A 22,546-nucleotide genomic window follows, 5' to 3' on the forward strand; every position below is an offset into this window, starting at 1 on the left:
ACCATGATGAAAGACGGTATCTTTGAGGTACCCGCGGGCAAAGTGGCTACTGTCGTGACGCATCTTGAGATGACGGCCAAGCCAGCCCCGCGCGAGGCGAGCCTGCCCGGCGACGTCACCTTTCGGCAGGTCGCCCCCGATCTGGAGTGGTACCGTGATATGTTCGACCGCGTGGGTCGGGCGTGGCTGTGGAACGGGCGGCGTAAGCTGAGCGATGCGGCCCTGATGGAAGTGCTGAACGATCCGAAGGTCGCCTTGTTTACGCTGTCCCGGAACGGCCAGGACGAGGCACTGCTGGAGCTCGACTTTCGGCAAGAAGGTGTTTGCGAGCTGGCCTATTTCGGTCTGGCCGATGCGCTGATCGGCACCGGCGCGGGCCGGTACCTGATGAACGAGGCGATTGCACGGGCCTGGGCGGCCCCGATCGAGCGGTTCTATGTCCATACCTGCACGCTCGACAGCCAGCAGGCGATGGCCTTTTACCAGCGCAGCGGTTTCACCCCCTTCAAGCTAGAGGTCGAGATCGAAGACGATCCGCGCCTGACGGGCCTTCTACCCGAAGATGCGGGATCGCACGTGCCTTTGGTGCGCTGAGATCAACGCGCCGTGCATTCTTTCCCGACGAAACAGGTGTGCAGCTGCTGCAGCATCTCCGGCTCCGGGCTACCAAAAACCGCACCGCCACAGGGCCTGATGGCCAGCGCATAACCGTCTTCGTCTTTGCGCACAAAAGCCACGATATCTTCGCCGGTCTTGGCGTTGCCACACCATGGGCCAGCGCAGCTTACCTCCAGCGTGACCGGCTGGTCATAGGACCGCACAAAGCCGTCCGTGGTCAGCGAGGCGCCTTTCAGATGTGCGGACACCAATGTGAGCTCCGGCGGTAGAGGATCCTGCGTCATACCTTCGGGAAGCAATTCCGGATCGAAGTTCAGCTTGCCGTGCACGACAATATAAACCTCTTCCGCTTCCTGAAACTGGGCAAAGCTGCGTTCAACGGAGGGGGCCATACAAGACAAGGCAAAGGCAGGTGCAGGGGCCAGCAAAGCAATGGCAAACAGCAGCGCACGCATCACAGAGCATCCTTGAATTCAGCCAAAACAGCCTCGTAGACGGGACGCTTGAATGGGACGATGCTGTCCAGCAAATCATCGACAGCCATCCATTTCCAAGCGGAAAATTCCTGATGCTCAGTTTCGATGTTCACATCCGTGTCTTCCCCATGAAAGCGCAGCAAGTACCACTTCTGCTCTTGCCCGCGAAACTTGCCTTTCCACAGCTGCGGCACCAGATCATGCGGCAAATCATAGGGCACCCAGCCCGCTGTCTCGGCCAGCACACTCACCTTGTCGCGGCTTATACCGGTTTCTTCTTCCAACTCGCGCAGGGCGGCATCGCGCGGTGCTTCGCCCTTCTCGACTCCACCCTGGGGCATTTGCCAGGCTTCGGTGAAACGGTCCTTGCGTTGACCTACAAAAACCGCGCCCTCTGCGTTCAGCACCATCACGCCTGCGCAAGGGCGATAGGGCAGTTTTGCAATCTCGTCTGGGGTCATCTGACACGGCTCCTTTGGGCAATTGCGGCAGAGGTATCATGGCACGGCCAGCGCCGTCCACGTCTGCTGTTGTGCCAAGCGCCGCGTTGATATCCAATAGCAATCAGATGACGCCGCGTTTGGCGTGACACAAAGGGTCATTGCGGCAATGCTGCCTGACACCGCCACAGCCAGAAAGGTTCGCCCGATGTCCAGCTATCCACATATGCTCGCCCCCCTCGATCTGGGATTCACCACGCTGAAAAATCGCGTGCTGATGGGGTCGATGCATACCGGACTTGAGGAAACCAAAGACTGGAACCGCGTGGCCGAATTCTATGCCACCCGCGCGCGCGGCGAAGTGGGGCTGATGGTGACAGGCGGGATCGGGCCAAATTCTGAAGGATCGGTCGCCCATGGTGCCGCGATGATGGTGTCGGACGAAGACGTGAAGAACCACAGCATTGTCACCAAACGTGTGCACGATGCAGGCGGCAAGATCGCCATGCAGATCCTGCATGCGGGCCGCTATGCGTTTTCACCCGATTGTGTCGCCCCCTCTGCGATCAAATCCCCGATTTCCATGTTCGCCCCGAAAGAGCTGGACGAAGAAGGCATCGAAAAGCAGATCGCCGATATTGCCGCCTGTGCGGGCCGCGCCAAGGAGGCGGGGTATGACGGGGTCGAGGTGATGGGATCGGAAGGATATTTCCTCAATCAGTTCCTTGTCACCCATACCAATAAACGGGAGGATCGCTGGGGCGGCTCATACGAGAACCGGATGCGCCTGCCAATCGAGGTGGTCAAGCGCGTGCGCGAGACGGTCGGGCCGGAATTTATCATCATCTACCGGCTGTCGATGATTGATCTGGTGCCCAACGGATCAACCTACGAAGAGGTTGTCAAACTGGCGCAGGAAATCGAGAAAGCCGGGGCCACGATCATCAACACAGGCATCGGCTGGCACGAGGCACGCATTCCCACCATCGCAACCTCCGTGCCCCGCGCGGCATTCGCATGGGTCACAAAGAAACTGATGGGCGAAGTCGGCATTCCGCTGATCACATCGAACCGTATCAATACCCCCGTCGTGGCCGAAGAGGTGCTGGCGGATGGCTGCGCCGACATGGTGTCGCTGGCGCGGCCCATGTTGGCCGATCCTGATTTCGTATTGAAAGCGATGAACGACAAGGCCGCGCAAATCGCGCCCTGTATTGCCTGCAACCAGGCCTGTCTGGATCACACCTTTGGCGGCAAAATCTCAAGCTGCCTCGTCAATCCCCGCGCCTGCTATGAGACCGAGCTGGTTGTCGAAGAAGCATCAACCCCCAAGAATATTGCGGTGGTCGGCGCTGGCCCGGCGGGGCTTTCTTCGGCGCTGACAGCGGCGGAACGCGGGCACAAGGTTACAGTCTTTGACCGTGCAAGCGAAATTGGCGGGCAGCTGAACCTGGCCAAACAGGTCGCAGGCAAAGAAGAATTCTGGGGGTTCGTCGATTGGTACCGCGAGATGGTGCAAACGCTGGGCGTGACCGTGAAGCTGAACACCGAGGTCAGCGCCAACGATCTGGACGGCTTTGATGAAGTGATCATCGCCACCGGCGTTGTGCCGCGTGATCCGCAAATCCCCGGCCAAAACGCGAGCAATGTCGTCAGCTATATCGACGTGCTGAACGGCACGGCAGAGGTGGGACAGCGCGTTGCCGTGATTGGCGCGGGCGGCATCGGGTTCGATGTGTCCGAACATCTGGTGCATGACGGCGAAAGCACCACTTTGAACCTGCCGGAATGGATGAAGGAATGGGGCGTGGCCGATCCGGCCGAGCATCGCGCCGGTCTGGCCCCCGAAGGCCCGCAGCCGCACAAACCGGCGCGTGAGGTTACCATGCTGCAACGGAAAACCAGTAAGGTTGGCAAAGGGCTGGGCAAAACGACCGGTTGGATTCACCGCGCCTCGCTGACCATGAAAGAGGTCAAGATGATCGCCGGTGTGAACTACGAAAAGATCGACGCGGACGGCCTGCATATCTCATTCGGGGAGGCCCGCGAAAAGCCGACGCTGATTGAGGCAGATACGATTGTGCTGTGTGCCGGGCAACTGTCTGAACGGTCTCTTGCCGACGCACTGGAGGCGAAAGGCAAGACCTGCCATGTGATTGGTGGGGCCGACGTGGCTGCCGAACTGGACGCCAAGCGCGCCATTGACCAAGGCACACGGCTTGCCGCGGCGCTCTAGGCCTTAAGCAACCAGCGCGGCGACTTCATGCCGGCGCAAACAGACACGCGCAGCTTGGCCTGCGCGGGTCATCACATCCTGGCACGGGAAGAGTGACAGTAGCTCTGTCTGCACCGCCATTGGCAGATGGGTTTGATCCGATGGCAAAAAGGATTCGCTCGGGCATCCGCCCGAAAAGATGATCTGATGGGTGTCGAAAACCAGGTGGATATAGCGCACGGAACCGCCTTCGCGGCGGTAGCCCAACCCGTGCTCTGCCAGAAAAACAGCAGGCACCAGCACTTCTGCTTCACCGAACAAAAGCTCGGCCCGTGGTCCGGTCAGCAGCATCCTGTGCTGGGGAGAGACCACAATCTCGATTGTATTGCCAAGGATTCCCACTGGAAAAACCACAGGCGCAAATTGGGCGATTGCCGCGACAGACTGGGACAGCACACCGCGCAAAGGTTGCAACCCTTGGTCCATGGTCACCACCAGATCGCCCTGCTGTAAATCGCCCGCTGCAACGGGGCCGCGATCTGTATCAATCATCGCGCTATGCGCAAAACAGGCGACATAGTCCGCATATTGATTGTTCTGCTGGTGCGACGTCCGTTCGGCATCAAAAGTATAGCTTTGACCTGACTGCAAAATCTCTGTTGAGGCGATGCCGGCCACGGCCCCTTGCTGATAGCCGTCGCCGCCAAAATGTACCGATGTAACGCGGTGGCCGGTGGTCGTATTTATCAGATCATAGGCGGTATTGATCGTGGTGCCCGCGGCATAGGTCGTGCCATCAAGATCAATGTCATTGGTGATGCTTTGTGTGGCATCAATTTCGTCAAAAACGGTATCGTCATCCGTAATCTCAACCACCGTTGGTTTCGCACCGGGGCGAAGGGTAAGCACGAAAGGTGCCACGCCATCTGCCGCAGCACCCGCTTCGATCGGGGGCGCGGTGACAAAATCATCTGGGCTGTAGATATAGACAAAGGGCATATCGGGCACTTGGAAACGAAAACACTAGGCCTTGTCATCTGAGCGATGTCTGCGCTCACAGCGCGGCATCATTTGGACATTATTAAGGTTAATCATGCATCTGGCGGGCCGCACACGCCCCCGTCAATCATGGCGGTCAGAATAATTGTGTCTGGCAATTGTGCGAGGTTTGCGAAAAGGGCATCGTTGCCAGCAAAGCAATGGAATGCCTTTATGCCGATATGTGTCTTTGACGTCGCCGCAGATGGAACAACCTCCGTTCCAACAGACCGCAACCTGACTGGACCGGGGCGATATCGCTGGTGGCATTATGACATGACCGATCCGGATTTTGCCGATTGGGTGCACCAACATTTGCCATCCATTCCCGCCGGTGCGCTACTGCAAAGCGAAACGCGGCCCCGGTGTGACCGGTTCAATGACGGGCTGATCCTGAACCTTCGTGGTATTAATATGAACACCGGATCGCAGGCAGACGAGATGATCTCACTTCGGATGTGGGCGGCGGATGATGTGATCATAACGGTGCGCCGCCGCAAGGTATTCGCCATTGATCTGATCCGCCAGCGCTGTGGCGCGGACCGTGCTCCCCTCACTACAGCCGCGTTTCTGGAAACGCTGATTGCCGGGCTAACAGACAGGGTCGAAACCCACATCGACACCATCGAAAAGCTGACGGACCATTATGAGACCGATCTGGAAGACCTGACCACCCCGCCCCCACGCGATCTGCCCGAAACCCGCCGCAGCATCATCCGCCTGCGCCGCTATCTAGAGCCGCAACGCACGGCGCTGGCAAAACTGGCCGCAGTCGACATTCCCATCCTACCGGAACCCAACGCCCTGCAATTACGCGAATTGGCCAACCGCTCTACCATCGCGGTCGAAGAACTGGACGAATTGCGCGACAGGCTGATCTCGGTTCAGGACGAACATGACACCAACGTCGCTCAAAGACAGGCACGACATTCCTATGTTCTGTCCGTCGCCGCAGCAATTTTTCTGCCGCTCAGCTTTATAACGGGACTGTTTGGTGTGAACCTGAATGGCATGATCGGCGCAGAATCGCCCTATGCCTTTGCTGTCTTATGCCTGTCTATGGTGGCGCTTGCCGTTGGTATGGTCGCCGTCCTGCGTTGGGTGCGTTGGCTTTGAGATTATATTGTGGAAACACAGCGTTCACCTGTTTCCGCGCCCTGAACGATCCGCTCAATTACCTTGCTACTGTCCCACCCCTGCCCCGTTCCTGCCTGATTTGATCCGCATACACTCTTTCAAATGAAGTGATGTGAAGGAGCGGGTATGGACCGCCTGACAGAAATGGAAGCTTTCGCCACCGTGGTGGATCAGGGAGGCTTTACCGATGCCGCAAAGAAGATGGGGATCTCGAAATCCGCCGTGTCCAAACATGTTTCCTCGCTTGAGGCCCGCCTCGGCGCACGTCTGCTGAACCGGACAACCCGCCGCGTCAGCCCGACAGAAATCGGTCTGGCATACTACGACCGCGCACGCCGCGTTCTGAACGACGCAGGCGAAGCCGATGCGCTGGTCACGTCCATGCAATCGGCACCCTCAGGCCTTCTGCGCATTTCGGTCGCGACCGACTTTGGCGTGAACCACCTGTCACCCGCCTTGTCAGAGTTCCTGTCAGATTTTCCCGACATCACGGTGAACATGGTCCTGAACAACCGCTATGTTGAGCTGATCTCGGAAGGCTTCGACATGGCCGTACGCATCGGCGAGTTGGAAGACAGTACGCTGCGGGCCCGCAAGCTGACTGAAACCACAAAACGCATGATCGCATCCCCGAAGTATTTTGAACAATACGGGCGCCCCGAGAAGATCGACGATCTGAACGATCACAAGCTTTTGCACTACTCCAACCAGTCCAGCGGCAACGTCTGGAAGTTGACCGCGCCCTCGGGCGAAAAGCGTCAGGTCCGTACCGCAGGCTGGCTGTCGGTCAACGATGGTCAATCTCTGCTGAACGCCGCAATCTCCGGCCTCGGCATCGCCTATTTGCCTAGCTTTCTTTACTCGGACGCGATGGAGAAAGGGCTGGTCGAAGATGCCATCCCCGAGCTTCCGCTGGAAACCCAAGGCATCTATGCCGTCTATCCGCCGGGTCGCTTTACCCAGCCCAAGGTCCGCGCCTTTATCGACTTTCTGGTCCATGAATTTGCCGAAAAAGGCCCCAGCGACTGGTAAGACACCACACCAAGACACCGCCTCCCTCGGTGAAACTGATCCCCCGTTGCGCTTCTCGCATCGGGGGCTTTTTCGTTTTCCCGGAAGTGCCGTGACAGTTTAACGCCTGCCAAGAACGCTTTGTAATTGATTTGGAGGACGGCAGATCCGAGCATGAAGATGGCGCGGACCACGACGATACGTTTTCAGCCCGCGGCAATAATCACCTGCTTTATGCGCTACTCTGCCCCCAGCAGGACCACTTCAACGCGTCGGTTGCTTTCGCGGCCCGCTGGGTTGAGATTGTTGGCGACAGGCGCAAGATATCCCATGCCTTCGGCATCCAGCCGTGCACCCGAAATGCCGTAGCTTTCGATCAACCGTTGGCGCACAGCACGGGCACGGGCGCGGGAAATACTGATGTTAGTGTCCAACCCCCCCACCGTATCCGTATGCCCGACCAGTGCAATCCGCATGTCAGGTTGCGCCTCAAGGAATGCTGCAAGCTCGGTCAAAGACCCGAAAGGCCCCGGCCCCAGATCGGTCGTGCCAGTGGCAAAATCGAGATCGGGCAACACAGCATGGCCTGCGGACAGCAACTGCGCAGTGACACCTTTTTCCACGTCCTTATCGTTTGAAACAAGAAGTGGCGCATCTGCCGCTGCGGTCGCCGAAACGGAGGAAACCTCGCCAGCCTGAATGATCTGCACATAGGCAGAGGTCGCAGATGTGCTGGCCAGCAGCGTGATCACTTCGACCACCTTACCCTCATCCCGACGCAACCCCGTGACGAATTGAAAGGCGCGGATGTTCACATAGAGGTTTGGGCCGGGCAGCGTTTCGGTGGCAAAGCGAAAATCAAAACCGCCGCAGGTAACGGCACGACAATCCAGCTCAATCTCATATCCGGCATCGATCAATTGAGTGCGCAAGGGACGCATCACCTGGAACGGCGTCAACCCCGGCGAATCCAGCCGCCAAGCGCTGCGCCGCACTGGCCCTTCGACCGTGACAACCGGCACTTTGCCATCCGCAAAGACGCCCACCGGCGCATCATAGATATCAGGGGCGGTATCGCGTTCGACGGTTTGGCGTGCCGTGGCAGGCAGGCTGAATTCCAGTGCCGCAGCCGGCCCTGCAAGCAGGAAGACCAGTGCAGCGACGGCGCGGATCATCTGGCCTGTGCGTGATATTCGGCATTGGGGCGCATATCGGTTCCGCTAGCGACCCGGTTGGTCATGTTGAAAAACGCCGCGACCGAGGCGATGTCCCAGATGTCGCGGTCGCTGAACCCTGCTTCGCGCAGCTTTTGGCGATCAGCCTCGACCACACTGGCGCTTTCGCGGGTCAGTTGAACGGCGAAATCAAGCATCGCCATCTGTTTGGCGCTGACATTCGCAACCTTGTAATTCATCACCAAAGCTTCACCCAATGCCGGATCCCCCGACAACTGCCGCACTGCCGCGCCATGCGCGACGAGGCAGTAAAAGCATTTGTTGACCGAGGAGACCGCCACCGCAATCATCTCGCGCTCCAGCTTACTGAGGTTGCTGTCCCTGAGCATCAGATCGTTGTACATCGCCGTGAAACTGTTCAGCTTTTCCGCATCAAAGGCGTAGGCCCGCAGGACATTCGGTACCATGCCCAGCTTTTCCTGACAGATGTCGAAGTATTTCTTCGTGTCCTCCGGCAGCGGGTCCATCATCGGCAGGTCAAGGGCGGTGGGCATGTCATCAGCCATGGGAAATATCCTTTAATCCGGGTGCTTTCGATAATGGTATCCGCCCATGGCGGCAAAGCCCAGAGCCCGGTACAGAGCGTTCGCGCTTTCGTTGTCATCCACGCAAAGCACCGCCATATGCGTTGCCCCCTGCGCCTGCCCCCAGAAAGCAGCGCGACGCATCATCCATTGCGCTACGCCCTGTCGGCGCTGGTGGGCCAGCACGACAACCGCGTGCACCATACAGATCTTGCCATGCACCGCAGCAAAAGCCACACCGCCCGGCTTTTCGTTCCAACGCGAAAGCACAGCCGTTTTGCAGGCTGCACGCGCCATCACATCGCGCCGCGCTTGCCCCACTCCGTCAGTCTCCCAGACCTCATTCATGATCGCCAAAGGCTCCCAGATTGAAAAAGCTGTGACTGGGGGAATATCTTTGTCGGTAAGCTGTTCAATCGGCAGGACGTAAACGGTGGTCGGGTCTTTGGCGATGTACCCTCGCGCTACAAGCGCCTCGTCCAAGTCAGGCGCATCACCCAACAAGCGAAACAGCGGCGTTTGACCCATTTCGCGCATCGCTCCCTCTGCGGCATCTATCTGTGCTGCGGTCACCGGACCATCAGCTGTCGCGGCAGACACCCGCTGGCCCCCGCCTTGCCCGTCACGCAGGGTAAATCCGTGGTCCTGCCAACATCGCGCAGCGGGCCAGGTTGCTTCGGCAGCGGCAAACAGTTCTGACAAGGACGGGTTCACGGAAAAGCCACCGCAAGCTTGCCCAACGCCGCGTCGATCTCGTCGGCGTCATTGCCCCGGATCACGATATGCGCGCCGTATTTGCCGTCTTTCTGAAACGGATAAGAGCCCATCGACAGGAGCGGATACTCTTTAGCCAGCACCCCCAATGGACCGGCAATGTCACCCTCCCCCCGTTCGATCCGCATCGTCTTGCTGATCAAGGGCGCACCGCCCGTCAACGTTGGCAGAACAGACGCGACCATTGCCTCAAACACCGCAGGCACCCCCGCCATCACATGCACGTTGCGCAGCAGAAAGCCCGGTGCAGCGGACACCGGATTGTCGATCAGCGTCGCGCCATCGGGGATGCGCGCCATGCGCAGCCGCGCGTCGTTCAGGTCGGTCGCCGATTTTGCGTAGTGCTCCGCAAGAACGGCCTTTGCATCCGCGCGCACATCGATCCCGACATCAAAGGCGGCAGCAATGCAATCGGCGGTAATGTCATCATGGGTGGGGCCAATGCCGCCGCTGGTAAAGACGTAGTCGTACACTGTCGCCAAGGCCTGTACCGCTGCGATGATTGTGCCGCGCTCGTCACCCACAACGCGCACTTCCTTCAGATCAATGCCTGCCTCCGTCAACTGACCGGCTAGATGATGCATGTTGCTGTCGCGGGTGCGTCCTGACAGAATCTCGTCTCCGATCACAATCATGGCGGCGGTGGGGTTGGTCATGGCGCTTCTCCTTGAGCGGGTCTTGGATAGGGTATAGGCCGCGCCCCATGCGCTTTCAAACCGAACTTGTCCCCGCCCGTCTGATCCGCCGCTACAAACGGTTTCTGGCCGATTGCACACTGGAGGACGGGAGCGAGGTGGTGGCCCATTGTGCCAACCCCGGCTCCATGATGGGACTGGCCGAACCCGGCAGCAAAATATGGCTGGAACCCAATGACGACCCCAAGAAAAAGCTGAAATACGGTTGGCGATTGGTAGACCATGAAAACGGCCATTTCACCGGCGTCGATACGTCGCTGCCCAACAGGGCCGTGCGCGCCGCGCTGGAGGCGCAACAGATCGAAGCACTGGCCGGATACACCACCGTCAAACCGGAGGTGAAATACGGAGAGAACTCCCGCATCGACTTTCTGCTGAGCGCTGAGGGACTGCCGGATGCCTATGTGGAAGTGAAATCCGTTACCTTGTGCCGCCAGCCGGGACTGGCCGAATTTCCCGATTCCGTGACCGCACGAGGGGCCAAACATCTTGGCGAACTGGCCACCGTCGCCCGCGCCGGGCACCGCGCCGTTCTGCTCTATCTTGTGCAACGCACCGATTGCGCACAGGTCGCGATGGCACAGGATATTGACCCGACTTATGCGGCGGCTCATGTTTTAGCAACGCAGGCAGGGGTGGAAACCATGTGCATCGGCACCCATATCACCCCTAAAGAGGTGCGGATTTCAGCGCCTCTGGCCCTTGTCGGCCCCACGCGCTAAGAAGACTCAATACTAGCCGATAGGAGAAACCGGTGAACGAACAACACCGAGGCCGCCAGACCAAAGACGGTATCCGCATTTACGATCCTTCCGACTTTGCTGGCATGCATGCCGCAGGGCGGCTGGCTGCGACCATTCTGGACGATATTGCCGCGCATGTGACCGTTGGCCAAACCACCGGTGAGCTGGATCGCATCATCGAGCAAATGGTGAATGACGCAGGCGCAAAATCGGCGACCATCGGTTACAAAGGCTACAAGCACGCCAGCTGCATCAGCGTGAACCACGTTGTTTGCCACGGTATCCCCGGCGACAAAAAGCTGAAAGACGGCGACATTCTGAACATTGATGTCACGGTCATTGTCGACGGCTGGTTCGGCGACACGTCACGCATGTATGTGGCCGGCAAGCTGCCGCGCAAGGCGGAGCGGTTGATCGACGTCACCCATGACAGCTTGATGCGCGGGATTGACGCGGTTAAACCCGGCAACACATTCGGCGATATCGGTCACGCGATCCAGACTTTTGTCGAAGGTCACCGCATGGGCGTGGTTACCGATTTCTGCGGCCACGGTCTGGGCCGTGTTTTCCACGCGCCGCCCAATGTTCTGCACTATGGCAAACCCGGTACGGGTGCCGTTCTTGAACCCGGCATGTTCTTTACGATCGAGCCGATGGTGAACCTTGGACGGCCGGAAACCAAAACACTGGCAGACGACTGGACCGCGGTGACCCGCGACAAATCCTTGTCTGCGCAGTTCGAACATTCTGTCGGCGTAACCGAAGACGGGGTAGAGATTTTCACCCAATCGCCCGGCGGAATTTTTCATCCCACCTACGGCTGATCGTCTTTCATCATCCGCTTCATCAGCAGTGACAGCACCGTTTCCCCCGCCAGCGGGGTGACGCAGTCATGGATAAACACAGGTCCACCAAAGGGTTGCGGTTTGGGCAACGGCAGGCTGGGTGCTTTCTGTTTTGGGGCGACAAAGGCTCCCTTGATGTAGCTCGCATCAGTCATGTGCTGAATATACCTGATAATGCTCTATTTTTTAAATAGTGTTCCATCCAGGCGGAAATAGGTAATAATTGTTGCCATAAATTGCGATCCGTGATGATTTCGCCAAAACAGGGAGGGATTCTGTAATGGACTGGACCAATATTTTTGCCACGCGCATGGACCGCATGAAGGCGAGCGAGATTCGCGAACTGCTCAAGCTGCTGGACCAGCCCGATATTATTTCTTTTGCGGGTGGCATCCCCGACCCCGCGCTGTTCCCGACGCAAGCCTTTCAGGAAGCGCTGACCGATGCGCTGTCACCTGCGAACAGCAGCGCCGCGCTGCAATATTCGGTCTCCGAAGGCTACGGCCCCCTGCGCGACTGGATCGTTGATCAAATGGCCGAACTGGGCGTACCCTGCACCCGCGACAACGTGCTGATCACTTCCGGCTCGCAACAAGCGCTGGATTATCTGGGTAAAATGATGCTGTCGCCCGGCGACACGGCGCTGGTCACATGGCCCACCTACATGGGTGCCTTGGGGGCGTTCAACGCCTATGAACCGACCTATGACCGGTTGATACCCGGCGGCAACCGGTCCGCTCAGGACTATGCGGAAACCGCAGAAGCCTCAGGCGGGCGGGTGAAATTCGCCTACGCCTCTGTCGATTTTGCCAATCCCACCGGCGAAACACTGGATCTGAAAGCGCGCGAGAGCATCCTTGATCTGGCGGATGATTTGGACATCGCGGTGATCGAGGACAGCGCCTATCAATCATTGCGCTATGACGGTGATCCGATCCCGCCCATGCTCGCGCTTGAGATCGCCCGGAAAGGCAACATTGACGCTTGCCGCACGCTGTATTGCGGGAGTTTCTCCAAATCCCTGGCCCCCGGTTTGCGAGTCGGTTGGGTCTGTGGCGCGGCCCCGGTGATCAGCCAGTTGGTGTTGATGAAACAAGCCGCTGACCTGCATTCAGCTACGCTCAACCAGATGGCAGTGAACACGGTGGCGCGGTCGGTTTTCGCAGAACATACCACCACGCTCCGCCGCACTTATGCCGCGCGCCGCGATACCATGCTGGCCGCACTTGCCGAGCATATGCCCGAAGGCGTGACATGGACCAAACCGGAAGGCGGCATGTTCATCTGGCTGACCCTGCCCAAGACCATCGACGGGGGTGACCTGCTGAAATCCGCGCTTGAGGCGCAAAAGCTGGCCTTCGTGCCCGGACAGGCGTTTTTTGCAGATCGCTCGGGCGCAAATACCCTCAGGCTCAGCTTTTCTCTCGCGGATGATACCAAGATCGTGGAAGGCATGAAACGCCTCGGAGCCGCGATCAGGGCTGCGCTGTAACGCGCAACAGGGTGACATGCGTGTCGCCGTATTTTCGTTTGTCGATCCGCTCAAAGCCTTTGGGCGGCAACATGGGTGCCGCCTCTTCCCAGACAACCGTCGCTGCTGGTGCCAGCCATCCGCCAGCCAATGCCGAAGCCAGCGCCACCTGCCCCATGCCTTTGCCATAGGGCGGATCGAGAAACACCAGATCAAAGGGGGCCATCGGCCAGGCTCCCAACGCAGTGGCGTCGCCACGCACCAGTGTGGCAGTGTCCTTGACGCGCAGCTTTGCGATGTTTTCGGTCACCAGCTTTTGCGCCGTTCGGCCATTTTCGACAAAGCACACTCGTTCAGCGCCCCGAGATAAGGCCTCCAGCCCCAAAGCGCCGGTTCCGGCGAACAGGTCCAGCACATTGGCTCCGACCAGCACATCGTGGTGCGTCAGCATCGAAAACAGGCTTTCGCGCACGCGGTCAGAGGTGGGGCGCAGATGTGCTGCCGCGTCGCCCTTGCCCAGTTCGGCCAAAACCGTACCGCGAAATTGTCCTGCAATGATCCTCATGCTTTTAGCATCGCCTTGAGGTCGGTCGCCGCATCCGCGACGGCGGCAGGGTCCGGCGTCTTTCCAGCCTCGATCAGCCGTTTGCCCACCATATAACCGCGTGGATCGTTCATGGCGTCCACGGCCAGCAAGCGGCCCCCGCCATAGTACCAGAAGCTCACCGAATCCGCATCGGCCCGCCGTGTGACCACCCGGTCATATCCGGTGTTCAGCCCGGCGATCTGCAGTTTCACATCGTATTGATCCGACCAGAACCATGGCTTCGCCACATATTCTTTGGCCGTTCCCATCAGGTTTTCGGCCACACATTCCGCTTGTTCGATTGCATTGGGCACCGATTCCAGCCGGATACGCCCGCCGCGATAGGGAAACGACGTGCAATCCCCCGCAGCCCATATGCCGGGCAACGAAGTACGCCCTTGCGCATCCACCTTGATGCCATTCTCAATCGTCACGCCTGCTATTTCAGCAAGCGCGGTTGCGGGTCTGATCCCCACGCCGACAATGACGAAATCCGCCTCAAGCGTGCTGCCATCGCTCAGTACCGCGCCAGTCACTGCGCTGTCCCCCGTCAGCCGCTCCAGCCCGACGCCCTCGCGAATATCGACACCATGCTGCTTATGTAGATCACGAAAGAAATCGCTGGTCTCGGGGGCGGCGACCCGTTGCAGGATGCGGTCTGACATCTCAACCAGCGTGACTTGCACGCCCAGCTTGGCCGCGACCGATGCCGCCTCCAGCCCGATGTAGCCTCCGCCCACGATCAATACCCGCGCACCTTTGGCAAAGCGCGGGGCCATGGCATCCACGTCCGCCAGATCGCGCACCACATGCACGCCGCCTAGATCCCCGCCAACGGCAGAGGGCAGCCGGTTCGGCACCGAACCTGTCGTCAGCACCAGATCATCATAGGCCAACACCTCGCCCGCCAGCGCGATGGTTTTTGCCTTAGCGTCAACCGCCGTCACCGCCTGACCCATCCGCAAATTGATGTTGTTCTCGGCATAGAAACTCTCGGGCCGCAGAAACAACCGCTCCAATGTCATATCACCCATCAGATAGGCTTTGCTCAGCGGGGGCCGCTGATAGGGGGGCACCGGCTCTGCACCGATCAGGGTCACATCGCCGTCAAAACCACCATTGCGCAGTTTGGCCACCAGCGATGATCCCGCCTGCCCCGCGCCCACGACTACCACATGGCTCATAAAACTCTCCCGCAATCACTGGTCGCACCTGCCCGCAAAACCTATATGCTGCGATAGAACAAACGCAATGACATGAAAGGCCTATCCTATGACAATCTCCCAAGGTGACAATCTGCCCGACGCAACTCTTGTGGAAATGGGTGCCGAAGGGCCCTCGCCTGTAAAGATGTCCGACAAGCTGAAGGGCCGCAAAGTTGTTGTCTTTGCTGTGCCGGGTGCTTTCACACCGACATGTCATTCTGCTCATGTGCCCAGCTTTGTGCGCACCAAGGGTGATTTCGACGCCAAGGGCGTGGACGAGATCATTTGCGTTTCTTGCAACGACCCTTTCGTGATGAAAGCCTGGGGCGAGGCCACGGGTGCCGCGGATGCAGGCATCACCATGCTAGCGGATTCATCTTCCGAATTCACCAAGGCCATCGGTATGGATTTTGACGCACCGCCTGCCGGTCTGGTGGCGCGATCCAAGCGCTATGCCATGTTGGTAGATGACGGCAAAGTGACCCTTTTCCAGGCCGAAGAAAATCCCGGCGTCTGTGATGTTTCTGGTGGTGAGGCGCTGCTTGCCAGCATGTAAATCTACGCTTGTCTGAAAGAAAATCGGGGCGTCCATCTGGACGCCCCGATTGTTTTTCGGTCCTGCTAACCCGATCAATCTTCGCGATGATCCTGACGTGCGGCAGGGCTCTCTAAAGGCGCAACGTCCGTGGATGTTGTCTCCTTCTTCGCTTCCCCTTCCGCGTCGCTATTAGCATAGAATATGGTCCGTGAGGGAAACGGAATATCAACGCCGCCTGCGTCCAGTGCTTCTTTGACCTCACGTGTCATATCTGCGCGGAAGGCGAAATAATCGCCCGCGCTGCACCACACCCGCACCAGAAAATCGACGGAGCTGTCGCCCAGGTTCGTGACCTGAATAAAGGGTGCCGGATCGCTGTGTGCGCGTTCGTCGGCCATGATTGTGTCACGGATAATATTTTCCGCATCCTTCAAATTGGCACCATACCCGACGCCAAAGGTCCATTCCGCCCTACGCGTGGCATTGCTGGAGTAGTTGGTAATCACATTGCCCCAGACTTCGGAGTTGGGCACGATGACTTGCACGTTGCTTAGATCGGCAAGTTCGGTGAAGTTCAGATTGATGACCTTTACCGTGCCCATCTGACCTGCAACCTCGACGAAATCCCCGATCTTGATCGGCCGGAACAGGATCAACATGACCCCGGCCGCCACGTTCGACAACGTACCTTGTAACGCCAGACCAATCGCCAAACCGGCGGCACCGATGACAGCAACAACCGAGGTGGTTTGCACCCCAAAGGTGTTGAGGACGAACAATAAGGTAAAGCCCAGCACGACATAACGGACAATGGATGCCAGAAAGTCGAACAGCATCTCGTCCAGATGCCTGTTCTTGCGCCCCAGATTGGACACCCGCCGCTGCAGCCAGGCGGATACGATCCAGCCCAGTAGGATGATGGTGATCGCCCCAAGGATTGACCCCGCTGCGCTTGCCAAAAATTCAAGCGTCAACAGATCGGACAGGCTTTTGCCATTCCAGATTTCCGAGGTCATGAAGCCGTCGACGGTATTTGCTACTTCCTCCATCAGCCCGCTGCGCTCCCTGCGAGGCCGTCCATCTTGCGCGCCAGCTTGGCGTCAAGGGCGCTCAGGCCATCAACATCATGGGTCGTCAGGGTCACATTCACCGTCTTGTAGACATTGTCCCATTCCGGATGGTGGTCCCATTTTTCGGCCCAGATCGCCACCTGCGTCATCCAACCAAAGGCATGGACAAAATCGTCAAATACGAACGTCTTATGGATTGCATCCCGGCCATCTATGAGTTCCCAACCACTGGCATAAAGGGGTTCCAGCACTGTTTTTCGCGTTTCTTCGCTTAATCTCTCAGTCATTCCTGCTCCTCGATACGGACCTGCTTGAAAGGTCCGTATTCTGTCAAAACTTCAATCTCGTGGTCAACGGCATCACGCTCGGCCTCAAGGTATTCTCCGACCGCGCGACCAAACCCCGCATCTCGCATCCAGTGCAGCGACCAGGTTGCCGTGGGCAAATAGCCGCGTGCCAGCTTGTGTTCACCCTGTGCGCCCGCCTCTACGGTCGATAGCCCGTTTGCAATCGCAATGTCGATGGCCTGATAATAGCACAGTTCAAAATGCAGGCAGGGGTGATGCTCTGTGCAACCCCAATACCGCCCGAACAACGCATCGGCCCCGATAAAGTTCAATGCGCCCGCCACCCAGCGTCCGGCCCTTTCGGCCAGCACCAACGCCATATCATCGCGGAGCGTTTCTTGTGCGCAGTCAAAGAACGCCCGCGTCAGATACGGCGTGCCCCATTTGCGCGCGCCAGTGTCCTGATAAAACTGCCAGAAGGCATCCCAGTGCTCAGGCTGCAATTGATCACCCGTAAAGGTCTGGATCGTCCCACCAAAACTCTGCGCCTGTGCACGTTCCTTGCGGATGTTCTTGCGCTTGCGGGAATTAAGGCTGGCAAGAAAGCCATCAAAATCAGCGTAGTCATGGTTGCGCCAGTGGAACTGTTGGTTCTTGCGGATCATCATGCCGAGAGTTTCGGCATATTCAGCCTCTGCCTGCGTACAGAAGGTGATGTGCACCGAGGACAGATCGTTGTTGTCTGTCACCTGCATCGCCCCTTGGATCAATGCCTGTCGTCCAATGTCCTCGAACCCCGGCTTGGTCAGAAAGCGCCGCCCCGTCACTGGCGTGTGCGGCACGGCGATCTGTAATTTGGGATAATATTGCCCGCCCGCCCGCTCATAGGCGTGGGCCCAGTTGTGGTCGAATATGTACTCGCCCTGCGAATGGACTTTGGCATAGAGCGGTGACACCGCGATCAGTTCATCTTCGACAAAAGCCGCAAGGTGTTGCTGTTGCCAGCCCGTGCCCGGCCCCACACTACCGCTGTCCTCAAGCGCCGAGAGAAACCGGTAAGTTGTGAAGGGATCATTTGGCCGTCCGCCATCCGCGGCTTCGGGGCAGGCGCAGGAATCCCATGCGGGCTGACCGATCTCGGCAATATCGCCCATCAGCCTGATTTCGATGCTTTGCGTGCTCATATCCTGCCCTTGGGATGCCTTTCCCCTTATCTGTGCCTGATGGCGCGGGGTTCAAGCGCCAAGCGCTGCGGCATAACCTTCGAAGGTAATATTGTCGGCAATGGCGCGGGCCTGCGTTTCCTGCTCAATATCGCGCACCGTCCAACAACAGACCATCGCGCCCTGCGCCTTAAGCGCTGCAACACGCGGTGCGGCCAAATCACTGACTTCATGACTGATAAAGGACGCTCCCACCCTGTCGTAGTCGGGGACCGCGCGCAGATGATCACAGATAGAACGCGGCAGCGGCCAATCCTCATAGCGGTAGGCGCTGGTCGTGATACCGCGTGGTACATCTGGCAAAAGTTCGGCCATCGCTGCCACGGAATGCGGGTTGAAAGACATCACCGCCAGTGGCCCTTGATAGCCTTGCAATGCCGCCGCTGTGGCCCGCTCCAATGCGCCCACATCGGCACCCATGCCGCCATCCTGGTCCTTGATCTCAATCAGCAGGGGCACCTGCCCTGCAATGAGATCAAGCACTTCAGGCAGGTCCGGTATGCCCTCATTGCCACCGGTCAAAGGGATTGCGGCCAGATCATCCGCAGTGCGCAGACGCACCGCCCCTCTGGCACCTGTCAACCGCTCAAGCGCATAGTCGTGAAAGACAATCGGTCTTTCATCCGCGCTCAACTGAAGATCAATTTCAATGCCATAGCCCGCCGCAATTGCGGCTGAAATAGCGGCACGGCTGTTTTCAGGGCGGCCATCGCTGACGTCATGCAAGGCACGATGCGCCAATGGCACCTCATAAAAAGAGTGCGGCAGTGTCATTTGATCTCGAAAATGCCTTCAATCTCGACAGCGACCCCCAGCGGCAGGGACGCGGCAGAAACGGCCGAACGTGCGTGACGGCCAAGGTCGCCCAGCGCTTCGACCATAAAGTCAGAGCATCCGTTGATGACCTTGGGCTGATCGGTGAAGTCAGGCGTTGAGTTTACGAAACCGGTCAGCTTGACCACCCGCACCAACCGTTCGATATCGCCTTGGCAAGCCGCTTTGACCTGCGCCAACAGGCTGATTGCGCAAGCCTTGGCAGCGGCGGCCCCGGCATCCACATCCATGTCCGCGCCCAGCTTGCCTTTGATCAACCCGTCAGAACCGTTCGAGATCTGCCCCGACACATAAAGCGTGTTTCCGATCTGAACGAAGGGGACATAGTTCGCGGCCGGAGCGGGCGCGTCCGTTAGAGTGACGCCCAGCTCTTCCAATCGGTTGGTAATGCTCATGTCGGGATCCTAGCTGATATTATTCTTCTGCAAACTAGCGGGCCTGCACAGGAACGAAAAGCCCCCGCCGCTGCCAAGTCTCAGCTTTCACGAAAGGCACGGGCGAAATAATCCGCCACCGGCTTTGTCAGATACTGGAGCGGCGACCAGGTCCCTGTCTGCAAGAAGACCTCCACCGGCATACCCGGCAACAGAACCGCGCCCTCAGGCAGCTTGTTCAATTCACCTGCAAGCGGAGCGACACTTACGCGGTAGTGGGACGCGTTAGTGTTTTCATCGGTGATGACGTCCGCAGAGATAGTGGACACTTTCCCGAGTATTTCTGGCGTCAGCCGCTGATCCAGCGCTGACAACCGCAGCTTGACGGACTGGCCCACCTGCACCTGATCAATATGTCTGGGCGAGACCTGTGCCACAAAAATAGGTGGTCTATCCTGCGGTACAATATAAAGAACCGGCTCGGCCGGGCGCAGCACAGACTGTGCAGCGTGTATCTTCATCCCGTAGATAATGCCTGACGCCGGCGCCCGGATCTCGGCCTGCGCGATCTGCGCCTGCAAGGATTGTACTTCAGTGCGATACCGACGCATTGGCGTTTCCAGCTCTCCGGCCTGCAGGATCGCCTTCTCGCGGTGCTGCGCCATCCGCTGCAACCGCTCCACCTCGACACCGGCAAGCCGCTCTTTCGCTTGCGCACGTTGTCCGACCACCTGCGCGATATCACCCAGCAACCGCGATCTTTCGCGTTCAAGGTCCAGCACCGTCGCGGCAGGCACCAGCCTGCGGGCCAGTAAGTCCTTTTGGTTTTCCAGTGCCACTTCAATCAATGTGAGTTGCACTTGTAGGGCAGCGTTGTGTCCGTCGATCCCCGCAAGCTGCGCATTGATTTGCGCGGTTTGCTGACGCAGTTGATTGACCTGTTCGGACATGGTCGCCTGCGCTGCCCGAAACATTTCGCGCTGACCTGCCAGCAAGGCCGACAGTGCGGGATGTTGATCGCTGTAGGCCAATAGAAAAGGTGCGAAGGACACCGATTGATTATCGAGATAGATTGCACGCAGCCTGTCTCTTTGGGCGGAAAGATCAAACAGGTGCTCTTGCGCTGCGGCAAGGGCGGCTTGCGCGGCACCGGTATCAAGGCGGACCAGAACATCCCCTTCGGAGACCAGATCCCCGTCGCGCACCAGAACATCGCTCACGATACCGCCGGTCGCGTGCTGCACGATTTGCCGGTTGAGGTCTGCCTGCACCACCCCCGGTGTGATAATCGCCCCTGCCAGTCTGGTTTGCGTGGCCCAAGTGCCAAACCCGGCAAGCAGTAGGCCCAACGCTATGACACCGGCAACAACATAGCGCAGCAGCTTTGGCTCGGGCACGGACGAGGCGGGGGCTGCATATGCTTTCATCGCATGCCCGCCGCTGCGGGAGAAACGGTCTGGATAGATTTGGCATTCTTGACCATGCCCTTGAGGACTTCTTCCTTGGGGCCGAAGGCCACGCGCATCCCGCCATCCAGAACCAGCAACATATCACATTCGTGGATCGCCGCTGGACGGTGCGCCATAATCAGGACCGATCGTCCCATTTCCTTCATCTGGCGTATCGCGTGGTTCAGCGCGGCCGATCCGGCGTTGTCGAGGTTTGAATTGGGCTCGTCCAACACCACGATGACTGGTTCGCCATAAAGCGCCCGTGCCAGACCGATCCGTTGTAGTTGCCCCCCTGACAGGCGAAGCTGGCCCGCAATTATGCGCGTGTCATAGCCTTGCGGCAAACCAAGGATCATCTCATGTGCGCCGGCCATACGCGCGGCACGCACCACAGCGTCATCATCTGGCGCGGGCGATAGCCGGGAAATGTTCTGCGCGACAGTGCCGTCAAAAAGCTCGACTCGTTGGGGCAGATATCCGATGTGGCGGCCCAAAGCATCAGGCTCGTATTGATTTAGCGTTGCATTGTCCAAACGGATATGCCCTCCGGCGGTCGGCCAGACGCCGACCAATGCGCGTGCCAATGTGGATTTGCCTGTTCCGGAAGGACCGATCACACCGACAGCCTGCCCCGGCTCCACCGTAAAGCTAACCGATCTAAGTGCCGCGATCCGGTCACCCGGCGGCACAACGGTCATGCCCTGCACTGCCAACCGCGCGGCGGGTTTTGGCAGCGCGATACGCGGTGTTTCAGCAGGCACTTCCCCCAAAAGCGCGGCAAGGTTTGTCCAGCTTAGTCGCGCTTGCTGTGCCATCGGCCATTGGTTCAGCAGCACTTCAACCGGAGCCAATGCACGCCCCAGCAGAACGGATCCTGCAATCATGCCGCCCGGCGTCATCTGATCGCTCATCACCAGCCAGGCCCCTAGCCCCAGCATCGCGGATTGCAGCAAAAGGCGCAGCACTTTGCCAAAAACCGAAAACCCCGCGCCGGTGTCCGCCGCCGCCATATCTGCGCTCAGTACCAGATCATTGGCCTGTTGCCATCGGGCAAAAGCTGCACCTGTCATGCCCATCGCCCGCACTGATTCAGCTTCGGACCGCAACTGCTCTGCCAAGTTCGTGGCGGCTTGCCCATGATAGCCTGCCGCCGCTTGGTTGCGAAATGACAGCATCTGGTTTGCGATGGTAAGCGCCACCAACACCCCAGCGCCCAGCAGCGCCAAGCCGCCAAGAAGCGGATGAAAGATAAAGATCACAGCAAAGAAGACAGGTGTCCAAGGCAGGTCGAACCCCGCCGATGCAACAGGTGCTGCGATCACGCGGCGCAACATATCCAGATCAGAAAATCCGCTGGTTGTACGTTCATCGGGCAACACCGCCGCCTTGCGCATTACCGCGACAAAAACCCGGTGCTGAAGGGCCCGCCAGACCCGCAGCCCGACCTGCGCCATGATCCTTCCGCGCACAAAATCGAGCGCGGCCATCACGCCATAAAGGAATAGAACCAGCAGCGACAAAGCGATCAATGTCTCGGTCGACTCGGAAGACAGAACCCGATCATAGACCTGCAGCATATAGAGCGGCCCTGTCAGCATTAGCAAATTGGCGAACAGGCTGAACAGGCCCACGACCCAGAACAGCGCATGATCCTGCTGGCGCACCTGACGCAACTCTTGCAATCCGCGTCTTGTGTGATCGCTGCGCATCTTTGTTTCCCACTCAAATCGCACACCGACAAAGGCCTGTGCCGGTG

The 22,546-nt window shown here is 58.7% G+C and carries 25 protein-coding genes; 8 read left to right on the forward strand and 17 right to left on the reverse strand.

The window, feature by feature from the left end:
• Window positions 1-3 precede the first annotated feature (3 nt).
• A complete protein-coding gene (locus Z945_RS0107680; protein ID WP_025051518.1) occupies window positions 4-594 on the forward strand; it encodes a GNAT family N-acetyltransferase in 591 nt (196 codons plus the stop codon).
• 2 nt (window positions 595-596) lie between these two features.
• Here Z945_RS0107680 and Z945_RS0107685 read toward each other — a convergent pair whose 3' ends face one another.
• Both Z945_RS0107685 and Z945_RS0107690 read right to left on the reverse strand, forming a co-directional pair.
• Complete coding sequence (locus Z945_RS0107685) at window positions 597-1,073, reverse strand: hypothetical protein (protein ID WP_037970781.1); 477 nt, start codon at window positions 1,071-1,073, stop codon at window positions 597-599.
• Complete coding sequence (locus tag Z945_RS0107690) at window positions 1,073-1,555, reverse strand: RNA pyrophosphohydrolase (RefSeq protein WP_025051520.1); 483 nt, start codon at window positions 1,553-1,555, stop codon at window positions 1,073-1,075. Before Z945_RS0107690 ends, Z945_RS0107685 begins: the two co-directional genes overlap by 1 nt.
• Window positions 1,556-1,742: 187 nt before the next feature.
• On the opposite strand from Z945_RS0107690, the gene Z945_RS0107695 reads away from it, so the two are divergent.
• On the forward strand, window positions 1,743-3,770 hold the full coding sequence (locus tag Z945_RS0107695; RefSeq protein ID WP_025051521.1) for an NADPH-dependent 2,4-dienoyl-CoA reductase: 2,028 nt from the start codon (window positions 1,743-1,745) through the stop codon (window positions 3,768-3,770).
• A 3-nt stretch (window positions 3,771-3,773) separates the two neighbouring features.
• On the opposite strand, the gene Z945_RS0107700 is transcribed toward Z945_RS0107695, so the two are convergent.
• Window positions 3,774-4,748, reverse strand: a complete 975-nt coding sequence (locus tag Z945_RS0107700) for a Hint domain-containing protein (RefSeq protein WP_025051522.1) — start codon at window positions 4,746-4,748, stop codon at window positions 3,774-3,776.
• 213 nt (window positions 4,749-4,961) lie between these two features.
• On the opposite strand from Z945_RS0107700, the gene Z945_RS0107705 reads away from it, so the two are divergent.
• Window positions 4,962-5,903: a zinc transporter ZntB gene (locus Z945_RS0107705; protein ID WP_025051523.1), complete on the forward strand. Its 942-nt coding sequence runs from the start codon at window positions 4,962-4,964 to the stop codon at window positions 5,901-5,903.
• 147 nt (window positions 5,904-6,050) lie between these two features.
• A complete protein-coding gene (locus tag Z945_RS0107710; RefSeq protein ID WP_025051524.1) occupies window positions 6,051-6,956 on the forward strand; it encodes a LysR family transcriptional regulator in 906 nt (301 codons plus the stop codon).
• Between the two features lie 218 nt (window positions 6,957-7,174).
• Here Z945_RS0107710 and Z945_RS0107715 read toward each other — a convergent pair whose 3' ends face one another.
• The 4 genes from Z945_RS0107715 to Z945_RS0107730 are packed head-to-tail and all read right to left on the reverse strand — an operon-like array spanning window position 7,175 to window position 10,124.
• Window positions 7,175-8,110: an OmpA family protein gene (locus Z945_RS0107715; RefSeq protein ID WP_025051525.1), complete on the reverse strand. Its 936-nt coding sequence runs from the start codon at window positions 8,108-8,110 to the stop codon at window positions 7,175-7,177.
• Complete coding sequence (locus tag Z945_RS0107720; RefSeq protein WP_025051526.1) at window positions 8,107-8,676, reverse strand: peroxidase-related enzyme; 570 nt, start codon at window positions 8,674-8,676, stop codon at window positions 8,107-8,109. The genes Z945_RS0107715 and Z945_RS0107720 overlap by 4 nt, the downstream gene beginning before the upstream one ends.
• Window positions 8,677-8,688: 12 nt before the next feature.
• Window positions 8,689-9,396 carry a GNAT family N-acetyltransferase gene (locus Z945_RS0107725; RefSeq protein ID WP_241434480.1) on the reverse strand — a complete coding sequence of 236 codons (708 nt, stop codon included), beginning with the start codon at window positions 9,394-9,396 and terminating at the stop codon, window positions 8,689-8,691.
• Window positions 9,397-9,404: 8 nt separating this feature from the next.
• Window positions 9,405-10,124 (reverse strand): competence/damage-inducible protein A, encoded by a 720-nt coding sequence (locus Z945_RS0107730; RefSeq protein ID WP_025051528.1) that lies wholly within the window; start codon window positions 10,122-10,124, stop codon window positions 9,405-9,407.
• A gap of 47 nt (window positions 10,125-10,171) precedes the next feature.
• Here Z945_RS0107730 and sfsA point away from each other — a divergent pair, with 47 nt between their 5' ends.
• Together sfsA and map are read left to right on the forward strand one after the other, a co-directional pair.
• A complete protein-coding gene (gene sfsA / locus Z945_RS0107735) occupies window positions 10,172-10,885 on the forward strand; it encodes a DNA/RNA nuclease SfsA (protein ID WP_025051529.1) in 714 nt (237 codons plus the stop codon).
• 32 nt (window positions 10,886-10,917) lie between these two features.
• Complete coding sequence (gene map, locus Z945_RS0107740; protein WP_025051530.1) at window positions 10,918-11,730, forward strand: type I methionyl aminopeptidase; 813 nt, start codon at window positions 10,918-10,920, stop codon at window positions 11,728-11,730.
• Here the strand turns inward: map and Z945_RS0107745 are convergent.
• A complete protein-coding gene (locus Z945_RS0107745; RefSeq protein WP_025051531.1) occupies window positions 11,721-11,906 on the reverse strand; it encodes a hypothetical protein in 186 nt (61 codons plus the stop codon). The two genes, map and Z945_RS0107745, sit on opposite strands and share 10 nt — an antisense overlap.
• Window positions 11,907-12,031: 125 nt before the next feature.
• On the opposite strand from Z945_RS0107745, the gene Z945_RS0107750 reads away from it, so the two are divergent.
• Window positions 12,032-13,243, forward strand: a complete 1,212-nt coding sequence (locus Z945_RS0107750; RefSeq protein ID WP_025051532.1) for an aminotransferase-like domain-containing protein — start codon at window positions 12,032-12,034, stop codon at window positions 13,241-13,243.
• Here Z945_RS0107750 and rsmD read toward each other — a convergent pair.
• A complete protein-coding gene (gene rsmD, locus Z945_RS0107755) occupies window positions 13,227-13,787 on the reverse strand; it encodes a 16S rRNA (guanine(966)-N(2))-methyltransferase RsmD (RefSeq protein WP_025051533.1) in 561 nt (186 codons plus the stop codon). The genes Z945_RS0107750 and rsmD overlap by 17 nt on opposite strands.
• On the reverse strand, window positions 13,784-14,992 hold the full coding sequence (locus Z945_RS0107760) for an NAD(P)/FAD-dependent oxidoreductase (RefSeq protein WP_025051534.1): 1,209 nt from the start codon (window positions 14,990-14,992) through the stop codon (window positions 13,784-13,786). The genes rsmD and Z945_RS0107760 overlap by 4 nt, the downstream gene beginning before the upstream one ends.
• A gap of 88 nt (window positions 14,993-15,080) precedes the next feature.
• Here Z945_RS0107760 and Z945_RS0107765 point away from each other — a divergent pair, with 88 nt between their 5' ends.
• Entirely contained in the window at window positions 15,081-15,569 is a 489-nt protein-coding gene (locus Z945_RS0107765; protein ID WP_025051535.1) for a peroxiredoxin, read from the forward strand.
• A 74-nt stretch (window positions 15,570-15,643) separates the two neighbouring features.
• Here the strand turns inward: Z945_RS0107765 and Z945_RS0107770 are convergent, their stop codons facing one another.
• The 7 genes from Z945_RS0107770 to Z945_RS0107800 all read right to left on the reverse strand — a co-directional run bounded on the left by Z945_RS0107770 (window position 15,644) and on the right by Z945_RS0107800 (window position 22,499).
• The gene (locus Z945_RS0107770; RefSeq protein ID WP_025051536.1) at window positions 15,644-16,600 is read right to left on the reverse strand and encodes a mechanosensitive ion channel family protein; all 957 of its coding nucleotides are present in this window, start codon (window positions 16,598-16,600) and stop codon (window positions 15,644-15,646) included.
• Window positions 16,600-16,908: a 4a-hydroxytetrahydrobiopterin dehydratase gene (locus Z945_RS0107775; RefSeq protein ID WP_025051537.1), complete on the reverse strand. Its 309-nt coding sequence runs from the start codon at window positions 16,906-16,908 to the stop codon at window positions 16,600-16,602. The genes Z945_RS0107770 and Z945_RS0107775 overlap by 1 nt, the downstream gene beginning before the upstream one ends.
• Window positions 16,905-18,092, reverse strand: coding sequence for a GNAT family N-acetyltransferase (locus tag Z945_RS0107780; protein ID WP_025051538.1), 1,188 nt, complete (start codon window positions 18,090-18,092; stop codon window positions 16,905-16,907). Before Z945_RS0107780 ends, Z945_RS0107775 begins: the two co-directional genes overlap by 4 nt.
• 51 nt (window positions 18,093-18,143) lie before the next feature.
• On the reverse strand, window positions 18,144-18,905 hold the full coding sequence (locus Z945_RS0107785) for a glycerophosphodiester phosphodiesterase family protein (RefSeq protein ID WP_025051539.1): 762 nt from the start codon (window positions 18,903-18,905) through the stop codon (window positions 18,144-18,146).
• Complete coding sequence (locus Z945_RS0107790; RefSeq protein WP_025051540.1) at window positions 18,902-19,360, reverse strand: RidA family protein; 459 nt, start codon at window positions 19,358-19,360, stop codon at window positions 18,902-18,904. The genes Z945_RS0107785 and Z945_RS0107790 overlap by 4 nt, the downstream gene beginning before the upstream one ends.
• Before the next feature lie 80 nt (window positions 19,361-19,440).
• Complete coding sequence (locus Z945_RS0107795) at window positions 19,441-20,766, reverse strand: HlyD family type I secretion periplasmic adaptor subunit (RefSeq protein WP_025051541.1); 1,326 nt, start codon at window positions 20,764-20,766, stop codon at window positions 19,441-19,443.
• A complete protein-coding gene (locus Z945_RS0107800) occupies window positions 20,763-22,499 on the reverse strand; it encodes a type I secretion system permease/ATPase (RefSeq protein ID WP_025051542.1) in 1,737 nt (578 codons plus the stop codon). The genes Z945_RS0107795 and Z945_RS0107800 overlap by 4 nt, the downstream gene beginning before the upstream one ends.
• Between the last annotated feature and the right edge of the window lie 47 nt (window positions 22,500-22,546).

Origin of the sequence: Sulfitobacter noctilucae (assembly GCF_000622365.1) — a bacterium.
Lineage (GTDB): Bacteria > Pseudomonadota > Alphaproteobacteria > Rhodobacterales > Rhodobacteraceae > Sulfitobacter > Sulfitobacter noctilucae.

Coding starts and splice junctions, on each gene's coding strand:
- Z945_RS0107690 (WP_025051520.1), bottom strand. CDS start 1,555: ATGACCCCAGACGAGATTGCAAAACTGCCCTATCGCCCTTGCGCAGGC.
- Z945_RS0107765 (WP_025051535.1), top strand. CDS start 15,081: ATGACAATCTCCCAAGGTGACAATCTGCCCGACGCAACTCTTGTGGAA.
- Z945_RS0107785 (WP_025051539.1), bottom strand. CDS start 18,905: ATGACACTGCCGCACTCTTTTTATGAGGTGCCATTGGCGCATCGTGCC.
- Z945_RS0107685 (WP_037970781.1), bottom strand. CDS start 1,073: ATGCGTGCGCTGCTGTTTGCCATTGCTTTGCTGGCCCCTGCACCTGCC.
- Z945_RS0107800 (WP_025051542.1), bottom strand. CDS start 22,499: ATGCGCAGCGATCACACAAGACGCGGATTGCAAGAGTTGCGTCAGGTG.
- Z945_RS0107750 (WP_025051532.1), top strand. CDS start 12,032: ATGGACTGGACCAATATTTTTGCCACGCGCATGGACCGCATGAAGGCG.
- Z945_RS0107780 (WP_025051538.1), bottom strand. CDS start 18,092: ATGAGCACGCAAAGCATCGAAATCAGGCTGATGGGCGATATTGCCGAG.
- Z945_RS0107720 (WP_025051526.1), bottom strand. CDS start 8,676: ATGGCTGATGACATGCCCACCGCCCTTGACCTGCCGATGATGGACCCG.
- Z945_RS0107700 (WP_025051522.1), bottom strand. CDS start 4,748: ATGCCCTTTGTCTATATCTACAGCCCAGATGATTTTGTCACCGCGCCC.
- Z945_RS0107730 (WP_025051528.1), bottom strand. CDS start 10,124: ATGACCAACCCCACCGCCGCCATGATTGTGATCGGAGACGAGATTCTG.
- Z945_RS0107710 (WP_025051524.1), top strand. CDS start 6,051: ATGGACCGCCTGACAGAAATGGAAGCTTTCGCCACCGTGGTGGATCAG.
- Z945_RS0107745 (WP_025051531.1), bottom strand. CDS start 11,906: ATGACTGATGCGAGCTACATCAAGGGAGCCTTTGTCGCCCCAAAACAG.
- Z945_RS0107760 (WP_025051534.1), bottom strand. CDS start 14,992: ATGAGCCATGTGGTAGTCGTGGGCGCGGGGCAGGCGGGATCATCGCTG.
- Z945_RS0107715 (WP_025051525.1), bottom strand. CDS start 8,110: ATGATCCGCGCCGTCGCTGCACTGGTCTTCCTGCTTGCAGGGCCGGCT.
- rsmD (WP_025051533.1), bottom strand. CDS start 13,787: ATGAGGATCATTGCAGGACAATTTCGCGGTACGGTTTTGGCCGAACTG.
- Z945_RS0107790 (WP_025051540.1), bottom strand. CDS start 19,360: ATGAGCATTACCAACCGATTGGAAGAGCTGGGCGTCACTCTAACGGAC.
- Z945_RS0107695 (WP_025051521.1), top strand. CDS start 1,743: ATGTCCAGCTATCCACATATGCTCGCCCCCCTCGATCTGGGATTCACC.
- Z945_RS0107770 (WP_025051536.1), bottom strand. CDS start 16,600: ATGGAGGAAGTAGCAAATACCGTCGACGGCTTCATGACCTCGGAAATC.
- Z945_RS0107795 (WP_025051541.1), bottom strand. CDS start 20,766: ATGAAAGCATATGCAGCCCCCGCCTCGTCCGTGCCCGAGCCAAAGCTG.
- sfsA (WP_025051529.1), top strand. CDS start 10,172: ATGCGCTTTCAAACCGAACTTGTCCCCGCCCGTCTGATCCGCCGCTAC.
- Z945_RS0107680 (WP_025051518.1), top strand. CDS start 4: ATGATGAAAGACGGTATCTTTGAGGTACCCGCGGGCAAAGTGGCTACT.
- Z945_RS0107775 (WP_025051537.1), bottom strand. CDS start 16,908: ATGACTGAGAGATTAAGCGAAGAAACGCGAAAAACAGTGCTGGAACCC.
- Z945_RS0107705 (WP_025051523.1), top strand. CDS start 4,962: ATGCCGATATGTGTCTTTGACGTCGCCGCAGATGGAACAACCTCCGTT.